This window comes from Methylobacterium sp. WL8 (assembly GCF_008040045.1).
Lineage (GTDB): Bacteria > Pseudomonadota > Alphaproteobacteria > Rhizobiales > Beijerinckiaceae > Methylobacterium > Methylobacterium cerastii.
Genome location: NZ_VRVF01000033.1, coordinates 34359 through 53524 on the forward strand (window position 1 = coordinate 34359; position 19166 = coordinate 53524).

General features: G+C 70.6%; 24 protein-coding genes, 1 tRNA gene and 1 pseudogene. 15 read left to right on the top strand and 11 right to left on the bottom strand.

Annotated elements, in window-relative coordinates; translation table 11 throughout:
• Positions 1–95 precede the first annotated feature (95 nt).
• Positions 96–398: a YggT family protein gene (locus tag FV234_RS13535; RefSeq protein WP_147751992.1), complete on the bottom strand. Its 303-nt coding sequence runs from the start codon at positions 396–398 to the stop codon at positions 96–98.
• A 119-nt stretch (positions 399–517) separates the two neighbouring features.
• Here FV234_RS13535 and FV234_RS13540 point away from each other — a divergent pair.
• Positions 518–593, top strand: a tRNA-Ala gene (locus tag FV234_RS13540).
• 547 nt (positions 594–1140) lie between these two features.
• Positions 1141–1662, top strand: a complete 522-nt coding sequence (locus FV234_RS13545) for a phospholipase A2 family protein (protein WP_238271855.1) — start codon at positions 1141–1143, stop codon at positions 1660–1662.
• A gap of 40 nt (positions 1663–1702) precedes the next feature.
• On the opposite strand, the gene FV234_RS13550 is transcribed toward FV234_RS13545, so the two are convergent.
• The 4 genes from FV234_RS13550 to FV234_RS13565 all read right to left on the bottom strand — a co-directional run bounded on the left by FV234_RS13550 (position 1703) and on the right by FV234_RS13565 (position 5205).
• A complete protein-coding gene (locus FV234_RS13550; RefSeq protein ID WP_147751991.1) occupies positions 1703–2182 on the bottom strand; it encodes an Lrp/AsnC ligand binding domain-containing protein in 480 nt (159 codons plus the stop codon).
• Between the two features lie 145 nt (positions 2183–2327).
• The gene (locus FV234_RS13555; RefSeq protein ID WP_147751990.1) at positions 2328–2813 is read right to left on the bottom strand and encodes a glutathione peroxidase; all 486 of its coding nucleotides are present in this window, start codon (positions 2811–2813) and stop codon (positions 2328–2330) included.
• Positions 2813–3973: a M20 aminoacylase family protein gene (locus FV234_RS13560; RefSeq protein WP_147751989.1), complete on the bottom strand. Its 1161-nt coding sequence runs from the start codon at positions 3971–3973 to the stop codon at positions 2813–2815. Before FV234_RS13560 ends, FV234_RS13555 begins: the two co-directional genes overlap by 1 nt.
• 5 nt (positions 3974–3978) lie before the next feature.
• Entirely contained in the window at positions 3979–5205 is a 1227-nt protein-coding gene (locus FV234_RS13565) for a GNAT family N-acetyltransferase (protein ID WP_147762922.1), read from the bottom strand.
• Positions 5206–5383: 178 nt separating this feature from the next.
• Here FV234_RS13565 and FV234_RS13570 point away from each other — a divergent pair, with 178 nt between their 5' ends.
• Together FV234_RS13570 and FV234_RS13575 are read left to right on the top strand one after the other, a co-directional pair.
• Positions 5384–5641 carry a type II toxin-antitoxin system RelE/ParE family toxin gene (locus FV234_RS13570; RefSeq protein WP_306422419.1) on the top strand — a complete coding sequence of 86 codons (258 nt, stop codon included), beginning with the start codon at positions 5384–5386 and terminating at the stop codon, positions 5639–5641.
• A complete protein-coding gene (locus FV234_RS13575) occupies positions 5616–5978 on the top strand; it encodes a HigA family addiction module antitoxin (protein WP_147829765.1) in 363 nt (120 codons plus the stop codon). The genes FV234_RS13570 and FV234_RS13575 overlap by 26 nt, the downstream gene beginning before the upstream one ends.
• A gap of 16 nt (positions 5979–5994) precedes the next feature.
• On the opposite strand, the gene FV234_RS13580 is transcribed toward FV234_RS13575, so the two are convergent.
• Both FV234_RS13580 and FV234_RS13585 read right to left on the bottom strand, forming a co-directional pair.
• Entirely contained in the window at positions 5995–6741 is a 747-nt protein-coding gene (locus FV234_RS13580; protein WP_147751986.1) for a glycerophosphodiester phosphodiesterase family protein, read from the bottom strand.
• Positions 6741–7214 (bottom strand): RidA family protein, encoded by a 474-nt coding sequence (locus FV234_RS13585; protein ID WP_147751985.1) that lies wholly within the window; start codon positions 7212–7214, stop codon positions 6741–6743. Before FV234_RS13585 ends, FV234_RS13580 begins: the two co-directional genes overlap by 1 nt.
• A gap of 303 nt (positions 7215–7517) precedes the next feature.
• Here FV234_RS13585 and FV234_RS13590 point away from each other — a divergent pair, with 303 nt between their 5' ends.
• The 6 genes from FV234_RS13590 (at position 7518) to FV234_RS13615 (ending at position 13084) form a co-directional block, all read left to right on the top strand.
• Positions 7518–8711 carry an aspartate aminotransferase family protein gene (locus tag FV234_RS13590; protein ID WP_147751984.1) on the top strand — a complete coding sequence of 398 codons (1194 nt, stop codon included), beginning with the start codon at positions 7518–7520 and terminating at the stop codon, positions 8709–8711.
• Between the two features lie 70 nt (positions 8712–8781).
• Positions 8782–9756 (top strand): ornithine carbamoyltransferase, encoded by a 975-nt coding sequence (argF, locus tag FV234_RS13595; RefSeq protein ID WP_147751983.1) that lies wholly within the window; start codon positions 8782–8784, stop codon positions 9754–9756.
• A 124-nt stretch (positions 9757–9880) separates the two neighbouring features.
• Complete coding sequence (locus tag FV234_RS13600; RefSeq protein WP_147751982.1) at positions 9881–10177, top strand: DUF1778 domain-containing protein; 297 nt, start codon at positions 9881–9883, stop codon at positions 10175–10177.
• Between the two features lie 62 nt (positions 10178–10239).
• Entirely contained in the window at positions 10240–10662 is a 423-nt protein-coding gene (locus tag FV234_RS13605; protein ID WP_238271859.1) for a GNAT family N-acetyltransferase, read from the top strand.
• A 93-nt stretch (positions 10663–10755) separates the two neighbouring features.
• Complete coding sequence (locus FV234_RS13610) at positions 10756–11778, top strand: Hsp33 family molecular chaperone (RefSeq protein ID WP_147751980.1); 1023 nt, start codon at positions 10756–10758, stop codon at positions 11776–11778.
• A gap of 151 nt (positions 11779–11929) precedes the next feature.
• Positions 11930–13084 carry a hypothetical protein gene (locus FV234_RS13615; RefSeq protein WP_147829766.1) on the top strand — a complete coding sequence of 385 codons (1155 nt, stop codon included), beginning with the start codon at positions 11930–11932 and terminating at the stop codon, positions 13082–13084.
• A gap of 57 nt (positions 13085–13141) precedes the next feature.
• Here FV234_RS13615 and speG read toward each other — a convergent pair whose 3' ends face one another.
• The 3 genes from speG to apaG are packed head-to-tail and all read right to left on the bottom strand — an operon-like array spanning position 13142 to position 15314.
• Complete coding sequence (gene speG / locus FV234_RS13620; RefSeq protein WP_147751978.1) at positions 13142–13708, bottom strand: spermidine N1-acetyltransferase; 567 nt, start codon at positions 13706–13708, stop codon at positions 13142–13144.
• Entirely contained in the window at positions 13705–14874 is a 1170-nt protein-coding gene (gene argE, locus FV234_RS13625) for an acetylornithine deacetylase (RefSeq protein ID WP_147829768.1), read from the bottom strand. The genes speG and argE overlap by 4 nt, the downstream gene beginning before the upstream one ends.
• A 47-nt stretch (positions 14875–14921) precedes the next feature.
• Entirely contained in the window at positions 14922–15314 is a 393-nt protein-coding gene (gene apaG, locus FV234_RS13630; RefSeq protein ID WP_147751976.1) for a Co2+/Mg2+ efflux protein ApaG, read from the bottom strand.
• 161 nt (positions 15315–15475) lie between these two features.
• Between apaG and FV234_RS13635 the strand changes: the two genes are divergently transcribed.
• From FV234_RS13635 to FV234_RS13650, 4 genes are all read left to right on the top strand, one after another.
• Positions 15476–15952, top strand: coding sequence for a hypothetical protein (locus tag FV234_RS13635; RefSeq protein ID WP_147751975.1), 477 nt, complete (start codon positions 15476–15478; stop codon positions 15950–15952).
• Positions 15953–16006: 54 nt separating this feature from the next.
• A complete protein-coding gene (locus FV234_RS13640; protein ID WP_147751974.1) occupies positions 16007–17176 on the top strand; it encodes a 2'-deoxycytidine 5'-triphosphate deaminase in 1170 nt (389 codons plus the stop codon).
• 559 nt (positions 17177–17735) lie between these two features.
• On the top strand, positions 17736–17996 hold the full coding sequence (locus tag FV234_RS13645; protein ID WP_147829770.1) for a hypothetical protein: 261 nt from the start codon (positions 17736–17738) through the stop codon (positions 17994–17996).
• Positions 17993–18172: a hypothetical protein gene (locus FV234_RS13650; protein ID WP_147829772.1), complete on the top strand. Its 180-nt coding sequence runs from the start codon at positions 17993–17995 to the stop codon at positions 18170–18172. The genes FV234_RS13645 and FV234_RS13650 overlap by 4 nt, the downstream gene beginning before the upstream one ends.
• A 108-nt stretch (positions 18173–18280) precedes the next feature.
• Here FV234_RS13650 and FV234_RS13655 read toward each other — a convergent pair whose 3' ends face one another.
• Positions 18281–18541, bottom strand: a complete 261-nt coding sequence (locus tag FV234_RS13655) for a hypothetical protein (protein WP_147829774.1) — start codon at positions 18539–18541, stop codon at positions 18281–18283.
• Positions 18542–18745: 204 nt separating this feature from the next.
• Here FV234_RS13655 and FV234_RS13660 point away from each other — a divergent pair.
• Positions 18746–19039, top strand: a pseudogene (locus tag FV234_RS13660) (transposase); the annotation flags it as partial.
• Positions 19040–19166: the final 127 nt, after the last annotated feature.

Below are 19166 nucleotides of genomic sequence, written 5' to 3' on the forward strand. Positions count from 1 at the left end.
TCCTGGTGTCTCCGCGGCCGGGCGCGTCGTTCAGAGGTCTCGTCCGGCGCGCCGGGCGCCGGATCGCGGGCGGGGGCGGCGTCCGCGCGCCGGCCTTATCGGGCGTAGACGTAGGGGTCGGCCGGCACGAATTCGTGCAGCAGGCGGCTCACGAACAGCAGCAGCAGGATCAGGATGATCGGCGAGATGTCGACGCCGCCGAGGTTCGGCAGCAGGTTGCGGATCGGCCGCAGCACCGGCTCCGTGATCCGGTAGAGCACCTCGCCGATCTGCGAGACGATCGGGTTGCGCACGTTGACCACGTTGAAGGCGACGAGCCAGCTGAGGATCGCGCTGGCGATGAGGACGTAGATGAAGAGCTGGACGACGGTGTCGAAGAGCCAGATCAAGGAATTCATGCGCGAAACACGTGTCCTCGTGCGCCCGCGCGGGACACCGGGGACGGCGACGCGACGGCAGCGGGAATCGGGAATTGACAGTTCGATCGGCGCCGGCCTAAAAGGCCGGCGCCTTGGACGGGGCTGTAGCTCAGATGGGAGAGCGCCGCAATCGCACTGCGGAGGTCAGCGGTTCGATCCCGCTCAGCTCCACCAGGCTTTCCTGGTGGATGTCCACACGGCAAGGTCCGGCGTCGATAAGGCTGCCGTGACAGCGGGTTGAGACTCGACGTTCCCAGATTTCATCATCGTTGATCCTCGCGGCTCGCGCCGGCTGAGCGGTATTCCGGTCGGCTGGATCGCGGCGGCCTGGTCGCGCGACCGGTGCCGGGCTGGAGACCGTTCATCGCGTCGTTCGAGATGCGGGTCCGGTCGGGCGCGCAGCACCTCACCCTCGTCGGTCGTCGCCGTCGATCGACCGCGACTGCCCTCTCCGAGGTGGCGGCGCGGCGGCTTGGCGACGGACCCTTTGGAACGCTTTCGCCGCCTTCGCCGTATTGGGTCGGCGTTCTACCCACGCTTCGGGAAGGACCATCGTCGATTGCAAAGGCCGCGATGCCGGGGCCGTTCCGTCACGTCCGAATTCGATCGGGCGGGCCGCGATGATCGACGACTTCGCCTGGTTCCAGGGGAGACGAATTTGAGAATTCGGATTGCGATCGCCCTGTCCCTATTTTTGGCTGGGTGCCTGGCTCAAGGTGCCGTGGCGCAGACGGTCGAGGAGGCGCCGGACTCGGCAGACACCGAGGCCGTGAGGCCGGGACCGCCGCCGCCCTTGCCGGACCTGTCCAATCCGAACTCCCGCACCGGGGAAGGGCTCGGAGAGCCCGACGCGCAATCGGGCATCCCCAAGGCGCTGCGCGGGTCCGCGAGCAAGTCCGGCGGCCCGGCGAACGACCTCAACCCGGGCGGTAGGGCGGAAGAGCCGTCCCCGCCGAAAGGCGACCTCGCGAACGTGCTCACGGGCAAGGCGCTGTTTCACGGCAACTATTGCGGCGCGGGCCAGCGCGGCGTCGACCTGCCGCCGACCGACGCCCTCGACGCCGCCTGCCAACGCCACGACGCCTGCTACGATGCGGCCGGGCACCGCTCGTGCGCCTGCGACCAGGCGTTGAAGCGGGAGGCGACGGCGGTGTCGGAGCAACCGAAGGTCACGCTCGAGGTCCGGCGGCGCGCCTTGAGCGTCGTCGAGGCCGCCGACGCGATGAATTGCCGGGCGCCCTGACGCGGCCCCGGCCGGCGGCGGTGCGGACGTCCGCACCGCGTCACAGGGCCAGCGGCGCGTTGTCGACGACCTCCTTCATCACGAAGAACGTCCGCGTCTGGCGCACGCCGGGAAGCGCGATCAGGGTGCTGCTGTGCAGGCGGTTGAAGTCCGCCATGTCGCGCACCCGGATCTTCAGGAAGTAGTCGAAGTCGCCCGCCACCAGGTGGCAGTCGAGCACCGTCGGCATCGCGCGGGCCGCCGCCTCGAAGGCCGCGAAGCTCTCCGGCGTCGAGCGGTCGAGCACCACGCCGACGATCACCAGGGCGCCGAGGCCGACCTTGCTCGGCGCGACCTCGGCGCGGACCGACGTGACGTAACCGTCGGCGAACAGCCGCTGCGTCCGGCGGTGGCAGGTCGCCGCGCTGGTGTTCACGCGCTTGGCGATCTCGGCGTTGCCCATCCGCCCGTCCGCCTGAAGCAGGCGCAGGATCTTCAGGTCGATGCGATCGAGCCCTGCGTCGGTGGACGAATCTTTCACGAACCTGCCGCCTCACCATCCGCCGAGCGCCATTTTCCGGCGACCAGAGGAACACGGCGGCAAGGCGCGCGCCACCGGCGAGAGCACCTTCCGAAAGGCCTGAGGCGCATCGCAACGGCCGAGGCCGTTGCGGCGCGCAAGCGTCTCAGGCGGCCAGCGCGGCGGCGATGTCGCGCTCGAGGGAGGCGGGCTTGGCGGTCGGCGGATAGCGGCCGACCACACGGCCGTCGCGGCCGACGAGGAACTTCGTGAAGTTCCACTTGATGCCGGCCGTGCCGAGGAGGCCCGGCTTCTCGCCCTTGAGATGCTGGTAGACCGGGTCGGCGCCAGCCCCGTTGACCTCGACCTTCGCCAGCAGCGGGAAGCTCACGTCGTAGGTCAGGCTGCAGAACTGGGCGATCTCGGTGGCGTTTCCCGGCTCCTGCGCGCCGAACTGGTTGCAGGGGAACCCGAGCACCACGAGCCCGGCCTCGCGATGCGTCTTCCACAAGGCCTCCAGCCCCTCGTATTGCGGGGTGAACCCGCATTTCGAGGCGGTGTTGACGACGAGCACGACCTTGCCGCGATATTGGGCCAGCGGATGCGGGGTGCCGTCGGCGGCCTTCGGGGTGAAATCGAACAGCGTCGCCATCAGGCCGCGGTCCGCCGCTCGACGAGGCGGGCGAGGAAGGCGGCGCCGATCGGGATGATCGTGTCGTCGAAATTGTAGCTCGGGTTGTGCAGGCCGGCCCCGGGCGAGGCGCCGATCCAGGCGTAGGCGCCCGGCACCGCCATCGCCATGTCGGCGAAGTCCTCGCTGCCCATCTTCGGGCTCGAGTTCAGGTCGACCCGCTCGGGTCCGAACAGCTCGGTCGCGGTCTCGATCGCAGCTTGCGTCTGGTCGGCGGCGTTCTCCAGCACCGAGAACTTGTCCTGGATGTCGACCGTGATCTCGGCGCCGTAGGCCGCGCCGTAGCCCTTGGCGAGTTCCCGCATCCGGTCGCCCGCGAGCTTGCGCAAGTCGCGATCGAAGGTGCGGATCGTGCCGGCCATGTGCGCGGTGTCGGGGATGACGTTGTAGGCCGAGCCGGCCTCGAACCGGGTGATCGACAGCACGATCGACTTCAGCGGGTCGGCGTTGCGCGAGACGATCGACTGCAGCGCCTGGGCGAGGGCGGTGGCGACCACGATCGGGTCGATGCCGCTGTGGGGCTGCGCCGCGTGGATGCCGCGGCCCTTGACGTGGATGTCGAAGAAGTCGGCCGCCGCCATGATCGGGCCGGGCCGCAGCTTGATCGTCCCGTGCGGGCCGCTCGGCTGGTTGTGCAGGCCGTAGATCTCGTCGCAGGGGAAGCGCGTGAACAGCCCGTCGGCGAGCATGGCGCGGGCGCCGCCCAGGCCCTCTTCGGCGGGCTGGAACACGAACACCGCCGTGCCGTCGAAGTCGCGGGTCTCGGCGAGGTAGCGGGCGGCGCCGACGAGCATGGTGGTGTGGCCGTCATGCCCGCAGGCGTGCATCTTGCCGGGGATGGTCGAGCGGTAGGGGAGGTTGGTCTCCTCCTCGATCGGCAGGGCGTCCATGTCGGCGCGCAGGCCGATGCGGCGGCCGTTGTCGCTGCGGCCCTTCAGGATGCCGACGACGCCGGTGCCGCCGACGTTGCGGTGGACCTCGATGCCGAAGCCTTCGAGCAGGTCGGCGACGATGCCGGAGGTGCGCACCTCCTCGAAGCCGATCTCGGGATGGGCGTGGAGGTCGCGGCGGAGCGCCGTCAACTCGTCGGCGTAGGTGGTGATGCGATCGATCGGACTCATGCGCTTCAAGACTCTTCCGGGCTGGACCGTCGGAACGGCGTCAGGGTGTCGAGTTCGTCCACCATGGCTTCGACATGGGCGCGCTCGCGCTGCAAGTAGTCGGCCACCGCGCGACGCAACGAAGGGTCGGCGATGTCGTGCGCGGAGTGCATCAGCACCGGCCGGTAGCCGCGCGCGAGCTTGTGCTCGCCCTGCGCCCCGGCCTCGACCCGCTTCAGGCCCCGCGCGATCGCGAAGTCGATCGCCTGGTAGTAGCAGACCTCGAAATGCAGGAACGGGTGCTCCTCGATGCAGCCCCAGTTCCGGCCGTAGAGGGCGACGTCGCCGATCAGGTTGATCGCGCCGGCGACGTAGCGGCCCTCGCGCTTGGCCAAGATCAGCAGGACGCGCTCCGGCATCCGCTCGGACAGGAGCGTGAAGAAGCGCCGGTTGAGGTAGGGCCGGCCCCATTTGCGCGCGCCGGTGTCGGTGTAGAATTCGTAGAAGGCGTCCCAATGCGCCTCGGTGAGGTCGGCCCCGGTCAGGTGCTCGATCGTGATGCCGGAGGACAACGCGTCGCGCCGCTCGCGCTTGATGCTCTTGCGCTTGCGCGAGGCGAGCGCGGCGAGGAAGTCGTCGAAGGTCGCGTAGCCGGCGTTCTCCCAATGGAACTGCTGGTCGGTGCGCTGGAGGAAGCCGGCCGCACCCGCCCGCTCCCATTCCGGCTCCTGCATGAAGGTGACGTGGATCGAGGAGGCCTTGGTCTCGGACCGCAGCGCCCTGAGGCCCGCCACCAGGGCGGAAGTCGCGACGTCCACGTCGGCGCCGGGCGCGATCAGGAAGCGCGGACCGGTGACGGGGGTGAACGGCACGCTCACCTGCAGCTTCGGATAGTAGCTCCCGCCGGCCCGCTCGAAGGCGTCGGCCCAGCCGTGGTCGAAGATGTATTCGCCCTGGCTGTGGGACTTCAGATAGCACGGCACGACCCCGAGCAGTGCGTCGTCGCGCTCGACCGCCACGTGCAGCGGCAACCAGCCGGTCCGCCGCGAGACGCAGCCGGAATCCTCCAGCGCCGAAAGGAAGGCGTGGCTGACGAAGGGGTTGTGGGTCTCGTCGCCCGCGCCCAGCGTCTCGGCCGAGGTGGCGCAGGCGTCCCAGGCCGCCGCCCCGATCTCCTTCAGGCCGGCCAGCGCGCGGACCTTGAGGACGGTCTCGGAGGTCTCAGGCTCGTGCGGAGCGCCGGGTTTTTCCATGGCGACAATCTAGCCCGAAGGGCAGGGGGGACAAGGCGGCGCCGCGCATCCCGCCGTCGCAGCGGGGGGCAGGGCGGCTCGCTTACCTCTTGGTAACACTCAGTGATACCATCCTGTGCGTTATCCTGAGGTAGGATGCACCAGGGGGCCGGCTCTGATCCAGAGCTTCGCAGATCGCGTGACCGAGGCGGTCCATCGCGGCAGCCGGCCGAAGGGGTTCCCCGCCACGATCTTTCCCGCGGCGCGACGCACGCTCGCCGTCCTCGATCGGGCGGCCGACCTGAACGACTTGCGAGCGCCGCCCGGCGATCGGCTTCACCCTCTGACCCATGACCGCATCGGACAGCATGCGATCCGGATCGACGACCAGTATCGAATCTGCTTCCGCTGGACCGAACATGGCCCGGCGGATGTCGAAATCGTCGATTATCACTGAGGACCCGTCGATCAATGACGGCTTGGAGATCGCCGCCTTGGAGACGCTGCCGCCGCTTCACCCCGGCGAGGTGCTGCGCGAGGAGTTTCTGGTTCCCCTCGGCCTGACGCCCTACGCGGTGGCGAAGGCCTGCGGCGTCCCCCGCACGCGGATCGAACGGATCGTCCGCGAGGAGATCGGGATCACCGCCGACACCGCGCTCCGGCTCGGACGCTATTTCGGGACCTCGGCGCAGCTCTGGCTCGGCCTGCAGATCCGCTACGACATCGAGGTCGCAGCAGCGCGGGCGGGTGACGCCCTGGCGCTGATCAAGCCGCTTCCGCGCGAGGCCGCCTAAGGCCGGAGCCGGGCGTTCAGGCCGAAAACCCCTCGAACACCATCTGGTCGGCATGCGCCTGTGCGAGGCGGCGCTGGGCCTCGGTGCGCACCGTCCAGGCCATCACCGGCAGGTGCCCGAGCACGCGGGCGAGGTGCGTCGCGGCGCAGGGCAGGTCGTCGACCCGCCAGGACACGAAGTCGGGCCGGGTCTCCTCGATGTGCAGCAGGTCCGAGAGCCGGCGGCGTGCCGAATCGGTGAGGGCGGCGTAGGCCGGGTCGTCCTGGTTCGTCTCGCCGACGATGCCGCGCGGGACCGCGTCGGGCACCAGGCCGCGCAAGGCCGCGACCACCTCCGGATCGAAGGACTTCACCGCGACCGGCCCGGCGTAGGCGCTCAGCACCTCCGCGACGCGGCGGGTCAGGGTCAGGTCGCCGGTAGTGGACGACTTGATCTCGACGACGAGCGGGGTCCGCCCGGCGATCTCGGCGAGGAAGTCCGGCAGCGTCGGGATCGTCTCAGTCGTGCCCGCGACCGCGAGGCCGCGAAGGTCGGCGGCCCGCATCGCGGCGACGGGGTCGGCGACGCCCGCCAGCCGCCCCAGGGCCGCGTCGTGGAAGACCATCGCCTCGCCGTCGGCGCTGATCTGCACGTCGCACTCGATGGCGTAGTTGCCCGCGATCGCCGCGCGCGCGGCGGCGATCGTGTTCTCGGGCCGGCCCGCCGCGCGGTCGTGCAGGCCGCGATGGGCGATCGGCCGCGCGACGAGCCAGCCGAGTTCCATCACCGCACCTCGAACATCGCCTCGACCTCGACGGCGGCGTCGAGGGGCAGTTCCGCGACCCCGACCGTGGAGCGGGCGTGACGGCCGCGGTCGCCGAGCACCGCGACCATCAGGTCGGAGGCGCCGTTCATGATGCCGGCGATGCCGGAGAAGCTCGGCACGCAATTGATGAAGCCGCCGAGCCGGACGCATTGCACGACCCCGCGCTCGAGGTCGCCCACCGCCGCCTCGACCTGCGCCAGCACGTTGAGCGCGCAGAGCCTGGCCGCGGCGATCCCGTCCTCGGCCGAGACCTCGGCGCCGAGCTTGCCGACATGGCCCGCGCCGAGCTTGCCGTCCGCCCCGAAGCAGATCTGGCCCGAAACCACCACGAGGTTGCCGCTGCGCACGAAGGGCACGTAGTTCGCGACCGGCGCCGCCGCCTTCGGCAGGGTGAGCCCGAGGCTCTCGAGGCGTTCCTTGACCGTGCTCATGAAAGGGCTCCGCGTGTCCGTTCTCGGCGATGCACCGGCTCTGGAGCATGGGCCGCGGCCGGCACGCAAGGCCCTTCTCGGAGGCATCGTGGAGTCGAGCCGGCAAACGACGCCCGTTTTACAGGCATGTCCGCCACGACACCCGGCCCTCTCATTGACAGCGCGGCCGCGTTTCTTAGTAATCGCGCGCGTGCCGCCCCGGTGACGAGGCGGCACTTTCGTTTTTGCACGCAGGGCACGGGTCCTGCACGCAGCCTGACAACGCCGGGTCTTCACCCGGCCCGCCGACACGGAGACGGGATCGTGACATCCGCCCTTCTGCCGACCTATGCCCGGGCCCCCATCGCCTTCGAGCGTGGCGAGGGCGCATGGCTGGTGGCGCGCGGGGGCGAGCGATACCTCGATTTCGGCGCCGGCATCGCGGTGAACGCGCTGGGCCACGCCCACCCGCACCTCGTCGAGGCCCTGACCACCCAGGCGCAGAAGCTCTGGCACACCTCGAACCTGTTCGAGATCCCCGACGGCGAGCGCCTCGGGCAGCGTCTGGTCGACGCGAGCTTCGCCGACGTGGCGTTCTTCTGCAATTCGGGCGCCGAGGCCAACGAGGCCGCGATCAAGATGGCGCGGAAGTACCACGCCGCCGGCGGGCACCCCGAGCGCTACCGCATCATCACCTTCGAGGGCGCGTTCCACGGGCGCACGCTGGCGACGCTGGCCGCCGGCGGCCAGCAGAAGTACATCGAGGGCTTCGGCCCGAAGGTCGACGGGTTCGACCAGGTGCCCTTCGGCGACCACGAGGCGCTGCGCGCCGCGATCGGCCCCGAGACGGCGGCCGTGATGATCGAGCCGATCCAGGGGGAGGGCGGCGTCCGCCCGGTGCCGCCGCAATGCCTGCGGGGCCTGCGCGCGCTCTGCGACGAGCACGGCCTGATGCTGATCATGGACGAGGTCCAGACCGGCGTCGGCCGCACCGGCCGCCTGTTCGCGCACGAGTGGTCCGGCGCCGCGCCCGACATCATGAGCGCGGCCAAGGGCATCGGCGGCGGCTTCCCGCTGGGCCTGTGCCTGGCGACCCGCGAGGCCGCCCGCGGCATGGTCGCCGGCAGCCACGGCACCACCTTCGGCGGCAACCCGCTCGCCATGGCCGTCGGCAACGCCGTGCTCGACGTGGTGCTGGGCGACGGCTTCCTCGACCACGTCCAGCGCGTCGCGCTGGTCCTGAAGCAGAAGCTCGGGGCGCTGCCCGACCGCTACCCACACGTCGTCACCGAGATCCGCGGCGAGGGGCTGATGCTCGGGCTCAAGCTCGCCGTGCCCAACACCGAGTTCGCTGCGGCCGCCCGCGCCGAGCACCTGCTGGTGATCCCGGCGGGCGACAACGTGGTCCGCCTGCTGCCGCCGCTGATCGTCACCGAGGCCGACGTCTCCGAGGCGGTCGCACGCCTCGAAGTCACGGCGGCGGCGTTCACGGCCGCGATGCGCGGAGCCGCCGAGTGATGCCGACGTGATGCTGATCCCGGCTCCCGAAGGCGGAGCCGCCGACCGAACCCGGACATGATGTGTTGAGATGACTGCCCCCCTGAACGGCCGGACCAGCGGCCCCACGACCGGCGCGAGCGCGCCCCGCCACTTCCTCGACCTGTCGGACTTCTCCGGCGCCGACCTCCGCCGGGTGCTCGACGCCGCGGCCGCGATCAAGGGGCGCCGCCGCAAGGGCGAAGTCGCCGCCGACCGCCCGCTCGCCGGCAAGAACCTCGCGATGGTGTTCGACCGACCTTCGACCCGCACCCGCGTCTCCTTCGACGTGGCGATGCGCGAGCTCGGCGGCGAGACGTTGATGCTAACGGGCTCCGAGATGCAGCTCGGCCGCGGCGAGACCATCGGCGACACCGCGCAGGTGCTCTCCCGCTTCGTCGACGCGATCATGATCCGCATCCTGGATCACGCGCTGATGCTGGAGCTGGCCGAAAACGCCACGGTGCCGGTGATCAACGCGCTGACCAAGCTCTCGCATCCGTGCCAGATCATGGCCGACGTGCTGACCTTCGAGGAGCATCGCGGGCCGATCCAGGGCCGCACGGTGGCCTGGTCGGGCGACGCCAACAACGTGCTGACGAGCTGGGCGCACGCGGCCGCGCGCTTCGACTTCACCCTCAACGTCGCCTGCCCGCCCGAGCTGGCGCCGCCGCCGGCGCTGATGGCCTGGGCACGCGCCGAGGGCGCCCGCGTCAACGTCACCGCCGACGCCTTCGCCGCGGTCGAGGGCGCCGACGCGGTCGTGACCGATTGCTGGGTCTCGATGGGCGACGAGGACGAGGCTCACCGCCACAACCTGCTCAACCCCTATCAGGTGAACGGCGCGCTGATGCGGGCCGCCGCCAAGGACGCGGTGTTCATGCACTGCCTGCCCGCCCATCGCGGCGAGGAGGTCACCGCCGAGGTGATGGACGGCCCGCAATCGGTGGTGTTCGACGAGGCGGAGAACCGCCTCCACGCCCAGAAGGGCATCCTGGCGTGGTGCATGCGGGCGAACGGCCTGTAGCGGGTCGCGAACGGGCGGCCGATCGGACGCAGCGGCCGGACGGGTCGCGGGCCTTGACCGTATGAACATCGTGTATACGTTCAGGCTCCAAGACGCCCCCGACGAGACGTAGAAGGCGACCGCCTTGAGCATCGACGGCCTGAGCAACGTCCCGGCGCGGCGCGGGACGACGATCAACCTGCGCATCGAAGCCGAGACGCGGGACCTGATCGACGACGCCGCCTCGGTGCTCGGCAAGACGCGGACCGAGTTCATGATCGACACCGCGCGCCATCACGCCATCGACGTGCTGCTCGATCAGCGCCTGTTCGTCCTCGACGACGCGCGCCATGCCGCGTTCGTCGCGGCCCTCGACGCACCGCCGGCCGAAAGGCCGAGGCTGAGCGCGCTCATGGGGAGGAATCCCGCCTGGGAGCGCTGATCGGGCCGCCGGTTCCCCTGGGTCCGGAGCACGCCCTGGATGGATTCTCCTGCGGCCGACCGGTGCTCGACGATTGGCTGAAGCGGCAGGCACGCCGCAGCGAGGGCCGGTTCGCCCGGACTTATGTGGTCTGTGCGGACGGCGCGGTGGTGGGGTATTACTGCATCTCCGCGGGGACGGTCGCGCGGGAGGATGCCCCGGGGCGGATTCGACGCAACGCGCCGGAGCCGATCCCGGTCTCGATCCTAGGCCGGCTGGCCGTGGACCAGCGTTGGGCCGGCCGTGGGCTCGGGGCCGACCTCCTGGCCGATGCGCTGCGCCGGATCGCCAACGCGGCCGACGTGATCGGGATCGGCGCCGTCCTGATCCATGCGCTCGACGACCAGGCGCTCGCATTCTACCGCAGGCAGGCGGAGTTCCTCGAATTCCCCGACCGCTCGCGCACCCTGTTCCTGCCGATCGGCGCGCTGACCGGCGGACGATGACGACCCGAACGCTTCCAAGCCGAACGCTTCCAAGCCGAACGCTTGCAGGCCAAATACGTGCAGGCCGACCGCTTCCAGGACCGAGTTGAGACCATGACCGCCGGACACGACACAACCCCGATCAACGAAGGCAACGGTCACGACGGCGCCGACGACTGCGTGCTGCCGTTCGCGGTCGAGGCGCTCGACGTGCGCGGGCGCGTCGTCCGGCTCGGGCCCTCCGTCGACACGATCCTGCGGCGGCACGGCTACCCGGATGCGGTGGCGCGCCTGCTCGGCGAGGCGGCGGCGCTGACCGTGCTCCTCGGCTCGTCCCTGAAGTTCGAGGGCCGGTTCCAGCTCCAGACCAAGACCGACGGCCCGGTCGGGATGATCGTCGTCGACTTCGAGGCGCCCGACCGCCTGCGCGCCACCGCGCGGTTCGAGGCGGAGGCCATCGCCGCCCTCGGCGCCGGCCCGCACAAGGCCGCCGAGCTGATCGGGCAGGGGCATCTGGCCATGACCATCGACCAGGGCTCGGCCGCCAGCCGCTACCAGGGCGTCGTCGCGCTGGAGGGACAGAGCCTGGAGGAGGCCGCGCACCAGTACTTCCGCCAGTCCGAGCAGATCCCGACCGAGGTGCGGCTCGCCGTGGCCGAAGCCTTCGAGGACGGGCAGAGCCGCTGGCGCGCCGGCGGGCTGCTGGTGCAGTTCCTCCCCCAATCGATCGACCGGGCGCGGCTCGCCGACCTGCCGCCGGGCGACATCCCGGAGGGCCGCGTCCACCTCGACGAGCACGGCACCCGGGAGGACGACGCCTGGGTCGAGGCGCGCGCCCTCGTCGGCACCGTGGAGGACCACGAGCTCGTCGACCCGGCGGTCTCGAGCGAGCGGCTGCTCTACCGGCTGTTCCACGAGCGCGGCGTGCGGGTATTCGACGCGCAAGGCGTGCACGAGCAGTGCCGCTGCTCGCGCGAGCGGGTGATGGGCATGATCCGCTCGTTCTCGCCCGAGGAACGCCGCGAGATGATCGCCGACGACGGCCGCGTCGTGATCACCTGCGAGTTCTGCTCGCGCCGCTACGACCTCGACCCGGCCGAGGTCGAGGCGGAGGTGGCCGAGACGCCGAAGCAGTAGAACCGAACCCTGTCCGGTTCACGGCCAAGCTTGATCCACGGATAGACTGAACATCGATTTCTAAAAATCAGTCTCCGGCGATGAAACGGTTTTCGAACCTTCGGCGTTTCGATGCTTCCAACAACGTCGCAAGAACGCCGGAGGAAGCATCATGAAAAGAGTCGCCATCGGGCTCGCAGCCCTGCTGTTCAGCACGTCCGTCTACGCCCAGGGCGCGGCCGGAAACGCGGCCGGCGCCGGGACGGGCCGCGCGAATACCGGATCGATGGATGCAGGCGGCAAGGCGGGCGGCAACACGGGCGGCGCCGGCGCGACGGCCGGCGGCCGGATGTCGGAGACGCGGGGTGAGAGCCGGAACACCGCCGCCGGGAACGGGGCCGGAGGCCGCGAGAACGGGATGCAGGCCGGACGGGCCGACCGCCAAGGCGTCGATCGTCAGGGCGCCGACCGTCAGGCGGCCGGCCGCGAAGACCGCCGCGACGCGGATCGGGTGGAAGCTCGCGGCGGCAACCGCGACGGGATGCGCCGCGACCGCGCCGAGCGCGACACGCGCAGCGAGCGCCGGGAGACCCGCACCGACATCCGCTCCGAGCGGGCCGGCGGCGGCTTCCGCCGGGAAGGACGGTTCGTGTTCGTCGGCGGCCAGCGCGTGGTCTACGGCTCGCCCGAGTACCGCCGGCTCGTCACCGTCGAGCGCCGGGGCGGCACGCGGGTCCGCACCGTCACCATCCGCGGCCACCGCGTCCTCTACGGCTCGCCCGAGTACCGTCGCCTCGTGACCGTCCGCGAATCCGGGCCGCGCGTGCGCTACGTGACCATCCGCGGGCAGCGGGTGCTCTACGGATCGCCCGAGTACCGCCGCCTCAGCGTGACCACGACCGAGCGCCGCGGCGGCCGCGTCGCGGCCGACTTCCGCGGTCGGGACCGCATCGACGTGCGGACCCGCTCCGCCCGGACCGAGACCCGCGACGACCGCGGCTTCCGCAACGCCGACCGCCGCAACGCGGGCGAGCGCAACGCCGACCGGGGATCCGAGCGCAACGCCGACCTGCGGGGCGGCCAGGGCGGGCGCAACGGCCAGGACTTGCGGGGCGGCCAGGACCTGCGGGCTGGCCAAGACCTGCGGGGCGGCCAGGACAAGGGCGGCATCCGCAACGCCTCCGAGCGCACGGGCGGCCGTGACGGTGGCCGCCAGATGGGCGGCCAGATGAGCGGTCAGGGCGGGCGCGATGCTGGCATGACCGGCGGCGCGTCCGAGCGCGGCACCCCGGGCACCCGCGGCGGTGGGCGCGACGGTCGCAACTGATCGGCTCGCCTCACGAGCGGGGAGGGGGCGACGCCGCCTCCCCGTTCCGTTGCGCCGTCAGTTCCTGAGCACCGGCTCGGCGATGTCGACGGCATGGCGGCCGGCCAGGTATTCCGGCTGGAACAGGCACATCCGCACGGCGTCCCGGTAGCGGCCGTTCATGAAGAACTCGTCCCGCAGGATGCCCTCGGGCCGGAAGCCGCAGCTCTCGTAGATCCGCACAGCGCGGGCGTTGTCCTTGTCGACGTGCAGGTAGAGCTTGTGGATGTTGAGCACGCTGAAGGCGTAGTCCATCGCGATCCGGGTCGCCTGGCGGGCGAAGCCCCGGCCCTGGAACCCGGGGTGGATCGCGATCTGGAACTCGCAGCGCCGGTGCAGGTGGTTGATCTCGACGAGCTCGACGAGGCCCGCCGGCTGGCCGTGCAGCGTCGCGATGATGAAGCGCCGCTCGGTCTGGTTGTGGATGTTGCGCTCGTAGAGCTGCGCCAGCTCGGCGAAGGACTCGTAGGCCTCCTCGAACCAGTAGCGCATGATGCTGTCGTTGTTGTTGAGCTGATGCACGAACATCAGGTCCTCGCGCTCCAGCGGGCGGAGCTTGACCCTGTCGGGAACGGTCTCGTTCATGCGGCGCAGGCCTCGATCAGCCGGCGCAGGAACGCCTCCCCGTCCCTCAGCGCCGCCAGGGTGATGAACTCGTCGGGCTGGTGCGCCTGGTCGATCGAGCCCGGCCCGCAGACCACCGTCGGGATGCCCGCCTGCTGGAAGCGACCGGCTTCCGTGGCGTAGGGCATCGACACGGTGCGGTTGCGGTTGGCCATCCGCAGCGCCAGCCGCTCGGACTCCGAGCCCGGATCGGGCAGGAGGCCGGGGATCGCGATCTCCTCGACGGTCTCGATCCGGCCGAAGGGGCCGTAGCGGTTCAGGCGCTCGCGGGTCACCGCCTCGGCCTTGGCCTGGAACAGGCGCGGGATCTCGGCCATGTCGAGGTCGGGCAGGCCGCGGAACTCCCAGTGGAAGGCGCATTCCTTCGGCAGGATGTTGCGGGCGGTGCCGCCGTGGATCGTGCCGACATGCACGGTGGTGGCGGGCGGATCGAACCGGCCCGACGCGTCGCCGCGCGCGATCATCCGGTCGGCGATGGCGTTGAGCCCGGAGACGAGGTCGCAGGCCGCCATCACGGCGTTGGCGCCCAGCATCGGCTTGGCCGAATGCGCCTCGTGGCCGTGCACCGTGGTGTGGAAGGTGACGATGCTCTTGTGCGCGTCGGCGACCTCGAGGTCGGTCGGCTCGCCGACGATCACCGCGCCCGGCCGCGGCAGGTCGAGGCCGAAGCGGGCGATCGCATCCATCACGCCGAGGCAGGTGGTCTCCTCGTCGTAGGACAGCAGGATGTGGATCGGCCGTTTCAGGTCGGCGGCGAGGTAGTCCGGCACCAAGGCGAGGGCGGTGGCGCAGAAGCCCTTCATGTCCACCGCGCCGCGACCGTAGGCCCGGCCGTCGGCCACGCGCAGGGTGAACGGGTCGGCGGTCCAGGCTTGGCCTACGACGGGGACGACGTCGGTGTGCCCCGACAGCACGACGCCGCCGTCGACCGGCGGGCCGATCGTGGCGAAGAGCGCGGCGCGGTCGCCGGCGGCGTTCGGGATGCGGGAATAGGGGACGCCCCAGCCGTCGAGGTAGGCGGCGACCCAGTCGATCAGGGCGAGGTTCGGCTTGGAACTCTCGGTGTCGAAGGCGACGAGGTGGGCGAGGATGTCGAGCGGGGTCATCCGCTCGCCGGAACCGGGCATCGGTCGTGTCCTTGGGCGGCCGGCCCCGGGCGCCGGCCCGAAACCGATCAGTGCAGGCTGCGGCGGATATGCGGGCTGTCGAGGGAGAAGGCCGGGATCTCGGCCTCGAAGCTCTCGCCCGCGACCGTGGCCATGGTGTAGCTGCCGGCCATCAGCCCGTCCGGCGTGGTGAGCGGGCAGCCGCTGGTGTAGCAGAACGACTCGCCCGGCTCCAGCACCGGCTGCTTGCCTACGACGCCGGCGCCACGCACCTCCTGGCAGTCGCCGCGCCCGTCGATGATGCGCCAATGGCGCGAGCGGAGCTGCACCTGCTCGGCGCCGTTGTTCACGATCTCGACGGTGTAGGCGAAGAAGTACCGGCTTTCGCCCGGCGAGGATTCCTCCTCGACGAAGCGCGGATTGACGGTCACGCTGATTCCGCGCGTCTCGGCCTTGTACATCGTCCCTAATTGCCCTCTTCAGCGGCGACCGAGTTCGGTCTAGCTCGGGTCTAGACGGCTCGAAGCCGCTTTTCGATGCGACTTTCATCGTGGTAGTTGCCGGGAGAATTCCCGTCAATCGCGGTGAAGTACGTCGCGGCGGCGGCAGGGGCAGGGCCGGCATGGTCGAGGGTTTGACGGGCCGCCCGAGGCGGTTCGGGGGCGCGCGGCCCTCGCTGCCCGCGCTCGCGCACGGCGCCGCCTGGACGGCGCTCCTGGCGGTCGCGGGCTTCCTCGCCTGGCGCGATCCCGGCACGAACCTGCCCCCCGCGGCGGCGCTCGCGGCGGCGCTGATCCTCGACGGCGGGGCCCGGATCGCGGCGGCCCGGATCGCGGGACGGACAGGCCCCGATCCGCGGCTTTCCGGCCTGCCCTCCCTGGTGCTCGGCGTCGGCGGCGCCCTCGGCCTCCTCGCCGGCGGGGCCGCGTTGCTGCTGTTCCCTCGCGCGGTCCCGGTGCTCGCGAGCGCGCTCGCCGGCCTGATCGCGATCGGCGCGCTGGCCCGGCTCGCCCTGATCCGGATCGTCCTCGCCCTGCCCGGCGAGGAACCGGGCGAGCCGCGCCCGGCGCCGGCCGAGCCTCCTTTAAGCCGGCGTTAGGCGCTTTGCCCGAAAACGACCGATGGTGACGGCCGGACGGGGCGCGCGAGAGACATGAGCACGACGCCGAGCCCGGTTGCCGGGACAAGCCCTTCAGCCGGGAACGCTTCTTCTGCGGGGCAGGGCGCCGCGGCGGCACCCGGAGCGCCGCGCGACGGCATCCTGTCGGCCGAGGGCATCGCCGCCCTGGCGCAGGCGGGCGGCATCCTGACGGCTTCCCCCTTCGCCGCCGACCAGATCCAGCCCGCGAGCCTCGACCTGCGCCTCGGGGCGCGGGCCTGGCGCGTGCGCACCAGCTTCCTGCCAGGCGCGTCCCGCGCGGTCTCGGCCTGCGTCGCGCGCCTTTCGTTCCACGAGATCGACCTGCGGCCCGGCGCGGTGCTGGAGACCGGCTGCGTCTACATCGCCGAGCTGCAGGAATCCCTGGCCCTGCCCGAGACCCTCGCGGCGGCGGCCAACCCGAAGAGCTCGACCGGGCGGATCGACGTGTTCACCCGCGTCATCACCGACCGGGCGGAGGCGTTCGACCAGGTCGAGGCCGGCTATCGCGGGCCGCTCTACGCCGAGATCTCGCCGCGCACCTTCCCGGTCCTGGTCCGCACCGGCTCGCGCCTGTCGCAGATCCGCTTCCGCCGCGGCACGGTGCGGCTGCGCGACGACGAACTCGTCGCGCTGCACGCGCGCTCGCCGCTCGTCACCGCGGCGGCGCCGTCCTTCCACGGCGGCGTCGCCGTCTCCGTGGACCTCGCCGGCTTCGACGGGCTCATCGGCTACCGGGCCAAGCGCCATACCGGCCTCGTGGACGTGGACGCCCCCGGGCGCCACGCGGCGGCCGAGTTCTGGGAGCCGCTGCCGGCCGACGGCTCGGGCTCGCTGATCCTCGATCCCGGCCAGTTCTACATCCTGGCCTCGAAGGAATCGGTGCAGGTGCCGCCCGACCACGCCGCCGAGATGGTCCCGTTCGACCCGCTGGTGGGCGAGTTCCGGGTCCACTACGCCGGCTTCTTCGATCCCGGCTTCGGCTATGCCGGCGCCGGCGGCACCGGCGCGCGCGCGGTGCTGGAGGTGCGCTCGCGCGACGTGCCGTTCCTGCTCGAGGACGGTCAGATCGTCGGCCGCCTCGTCTACGAGCGCATGGAGGCGGTGCCGCGGATGCTCTACGGCGCCGGCGCCGGCTCGAACTACCAGGCGCAAGGGCTGAAGCTGTCGAAGCACTTCGCCTGAGGCGGCGCGGCCTTGAGTGACCCGGCCACCGCAATCCTCGCGCGGAGTCCGAGCCGGCCACGGGCGTGCCCGCGGCACGGTCGATCCAGATCACATTACCGCCGCCGACGAACCCAGGATGCCGGAGTGCTGGACGATCGCGTTGATGGGCAAGATCGCGTAGCCATCCCGGTCGGCATCTGCATCCGGAAGTCGCGGCGCCCGCTTCGACGCCCCCTGTTCGTGTAACGGCGCACCGAACCCGCCGAGCCGTGCGACCTGTCCGTGGGACGGCGCGCGAAAAAGCTCCGATTTCGCGGTGGCTTGCTGAATCCAACGCCGTCGGAAGGGAGTGGTGGGCCCGGCAGGACTCGAACCTGCAACCAGACCGTTATGAGCGGCGGCATTCAACGTAAAAAGCAAGCAATATCAGTTACATCGTTTTTGATTGGCGACGAATGTTCTCGTTCGGTTTCGTGGTTTTAGTGGGGAAACTGTGGGAGTAGGGCAGGGGGCCCTCTTTGTCCCCGCGGCTGTTCAGGCGGTAGCGCGGCAGGATGCCTGGTTCTACCATCGCCTCATGGCAGACCCCACCACCGGCGACCTGTTCAAAGCGAAGACGATCACCGACGACGAGGTGAACGCCGCCGTCGACGTGTTCATGCGCGACGCGACGGTGAGCCTGTTCCGCTTCGCGAGCGGGCATACGATCAATCCGGCTGCCGCGGTGAAGGATCACGAGCCGGCGCGGAAGGCCGTCGGCAATCCGGAAGCCGGCGATAAGTACCGCAGCAGCATGGTGCGGACGGCGATCCTTCTGGCGCGGCCGACGGTGCCGTGAGCGACGATCCCTGTCACGAGGCCGCTGAAGTCCTCCGCGTGATGGGCTTCGATGTGCAGCCAACGGGCGACGATTTCGGTTTGTGGCTCGTGGACGGCGAGATGTTCAGCGACGCTGAACTGGTCTCCCTGGCGCACGTCATCGGGCTGATGGCCGGCACCGAGACGATCCAGTGAAGCCGCCCGACATCCATCGCCGACGCCTGCCGCTATACCTGATCGCCTCGGGGTTCCTGGTGCTGCTTGCGGCTGAAGTTTGGGTGAGGCTGGCGTAGTTGCCAAGCGTCACTCCGGCTTCTCGCGCTTCGCGATGACCCGGCAAGCCTGACGCAGCGTGAGCTCCTGATCTGGGTACAGGGTCGCCGCGGCGTCGAGCACTAGGTGGCCGAGCTCGAAGCTCCACACCGTCGCCAGGTGCCATTCGATCGAGCCCGACGCCGTCCAGGCTTCGACGTTCAGACCGCGCTGGATCGGCGTCGGCACGATCTGCTTTTTCGACGGCGGCAGGATGAGCCGGGCCTGACACGCGCTCTCGTATTTGCGCACGGGTGGCGTCCCTGGGCGACGCTGGTGCCGGCACAAGCCCGATAGGTGCCGGAGCGCGTCGAGCTGCTGCATGGTGGGCCCGAAACGCGCAAGAAGGCCGTCGGTGGCGTAGACGCCCCTCCGGCTACAGCTCAGGCACTCCTGATCCTCCCCCGGTTCCACGGACACCTCTGATACGCTCCTTGCGGGCGGGGAAGGTGTTTGATGGCCAAGACGAGACGCGAGTTCACCCCAGAGTTCAAACGCGAGGCGGTAGCGCTGCTGGAGAGCAGCGGCCGCCCGCAGATGCAGATCGCGGCCGAACTCGGGATCCAACTCTCGATGCTGAGGCAGTGGCGCACGGGGCTGATGGGTGGCTCCCCACCGCCGCGGGCAGCAGGTTCACCGGGCGCCGCATCCGCGAGCCCGGTGGCTTCCCCCTCCGACCAGGCGGCCGAGATCGCCCGTCTGCGGCGTGAACTCGACCGGACGCGCATGGAGCGCGACGTCCTAAAAAAACTAGGACGGCAGAATTGGCTGTTTGAGCGTTGAGGGTGCGGGGGCGTCTACGGGGAGGCGCATGATGTCTCGCACCCAGTGTCGGACGCCGGATCGTGAGCGGGTCCTGGTTCCGGTCCGCCAGCAC

Coding starts and splice junctions, on each gene's coding strand:
- FV234_RS13535 (WP_147751992.1), bottom strand. CDS start 398: ATGAATTCCTTGATCTGGCTCTTCGACACCGTCGTCCAGCTCTTCATC.
- FV234_RS13555 (WP_147751990.1), bottom strand. CDS start 2,813: ATGGCGACGCTGTTCGATTTCACCCCGAAGGCCGCCGACGGCACCCCG.
- FV234_RS13560 (WP_147751989.1), bottom strand. CDS start 3,973: ATGAGTCCGATCGATCGCATCACCACCTACGCCGACGAGTTGACGGCG.
- FV234_RS13565 (WP_147762922.1), bottom strand. CDS start 5,205: ATGGAAAAACCCGGCGCTCCGCACGAGCCTGAGACCTCCGAGACCGTC.
- FV234_RS13575 (WP_147829765.1), top strand. CDS start 5,616: ATGTCGAAATCGTCGATTATCACTGAGGACCCGTCGATCAATGACGGC.
- FV234_RS13580 (WP_147751986.1), bottom strand. CDS start 6,741: ATGGAACTCGGCTGGCTCGTCGCGCGGCCGATCGCCCATCGCGGCCTG.
- FV234_RS13585 (WP_147751985.1), bottom strand. CDS start 7,214: ATGAGCACGGTCAAGGAACGCCTCGAGAGCCTCGGGCTCACCCTGCCG.
- argF (WP_147751983.1), top strand. CDS start 8,782: ATGACTGCCCCCCTGAACGGCCGGACCAGCGGCCCCACGACCGGCGCG.
- FV234_RS13610 (WP_147751980.1), top strand. CDS start 10,756: ATGACCGCCGGACACGACACAACCCCGATCAACGAAGGCAACGGTCAC.
- FV234_RS13615 (WP_147829766.1), top strand. CDS start 11,930: ATGAAAAGAGTCGCCATCGGGCTCGCAGCCCTGCTGTTCAGCACGTCC.
- speG (WP_147751978.1), bottom strand. CDS start 13,708: ATGAACGAGACCGTTCCCGACAGGGTCAAGCTCCGCCCGCTGGAGCGC.
- argE (WP_147829768.1), bottom strand. CDS start 14,874: ATGCCCGGTTCCGGCGAGCGGATGACCCCGCTCGACATCCTCGCCCAC.
- apaG (WP_147751976.1), bottom strand. CDS start 15,314: ATGTACAAGGCCGAGACGCGCGGAATCAGCGTGACCGTCAATCCGCGC.
- FV234_RS13635 (WP_147751975.1), top strand. CDS start 15,476: ATGGTCGAGGGTTTGACGGGCCGCCCGAGGCGGTTCGGGGGCGCGCGG.
- FV234_RS13640 (WP_147751974.1), top strand. CDS start 16,007: ATGAGCACGACGCCGAGCCCGGTTGCCGGGACAAGCCCTTCAGCCGGG.
- FV234_RS13645 (WP_147829770.1), top strand. CDS start 17,736: ATGGCAGACCCCACCACCGGCGACCTGTTCAAAGCGAAGACGATCACC.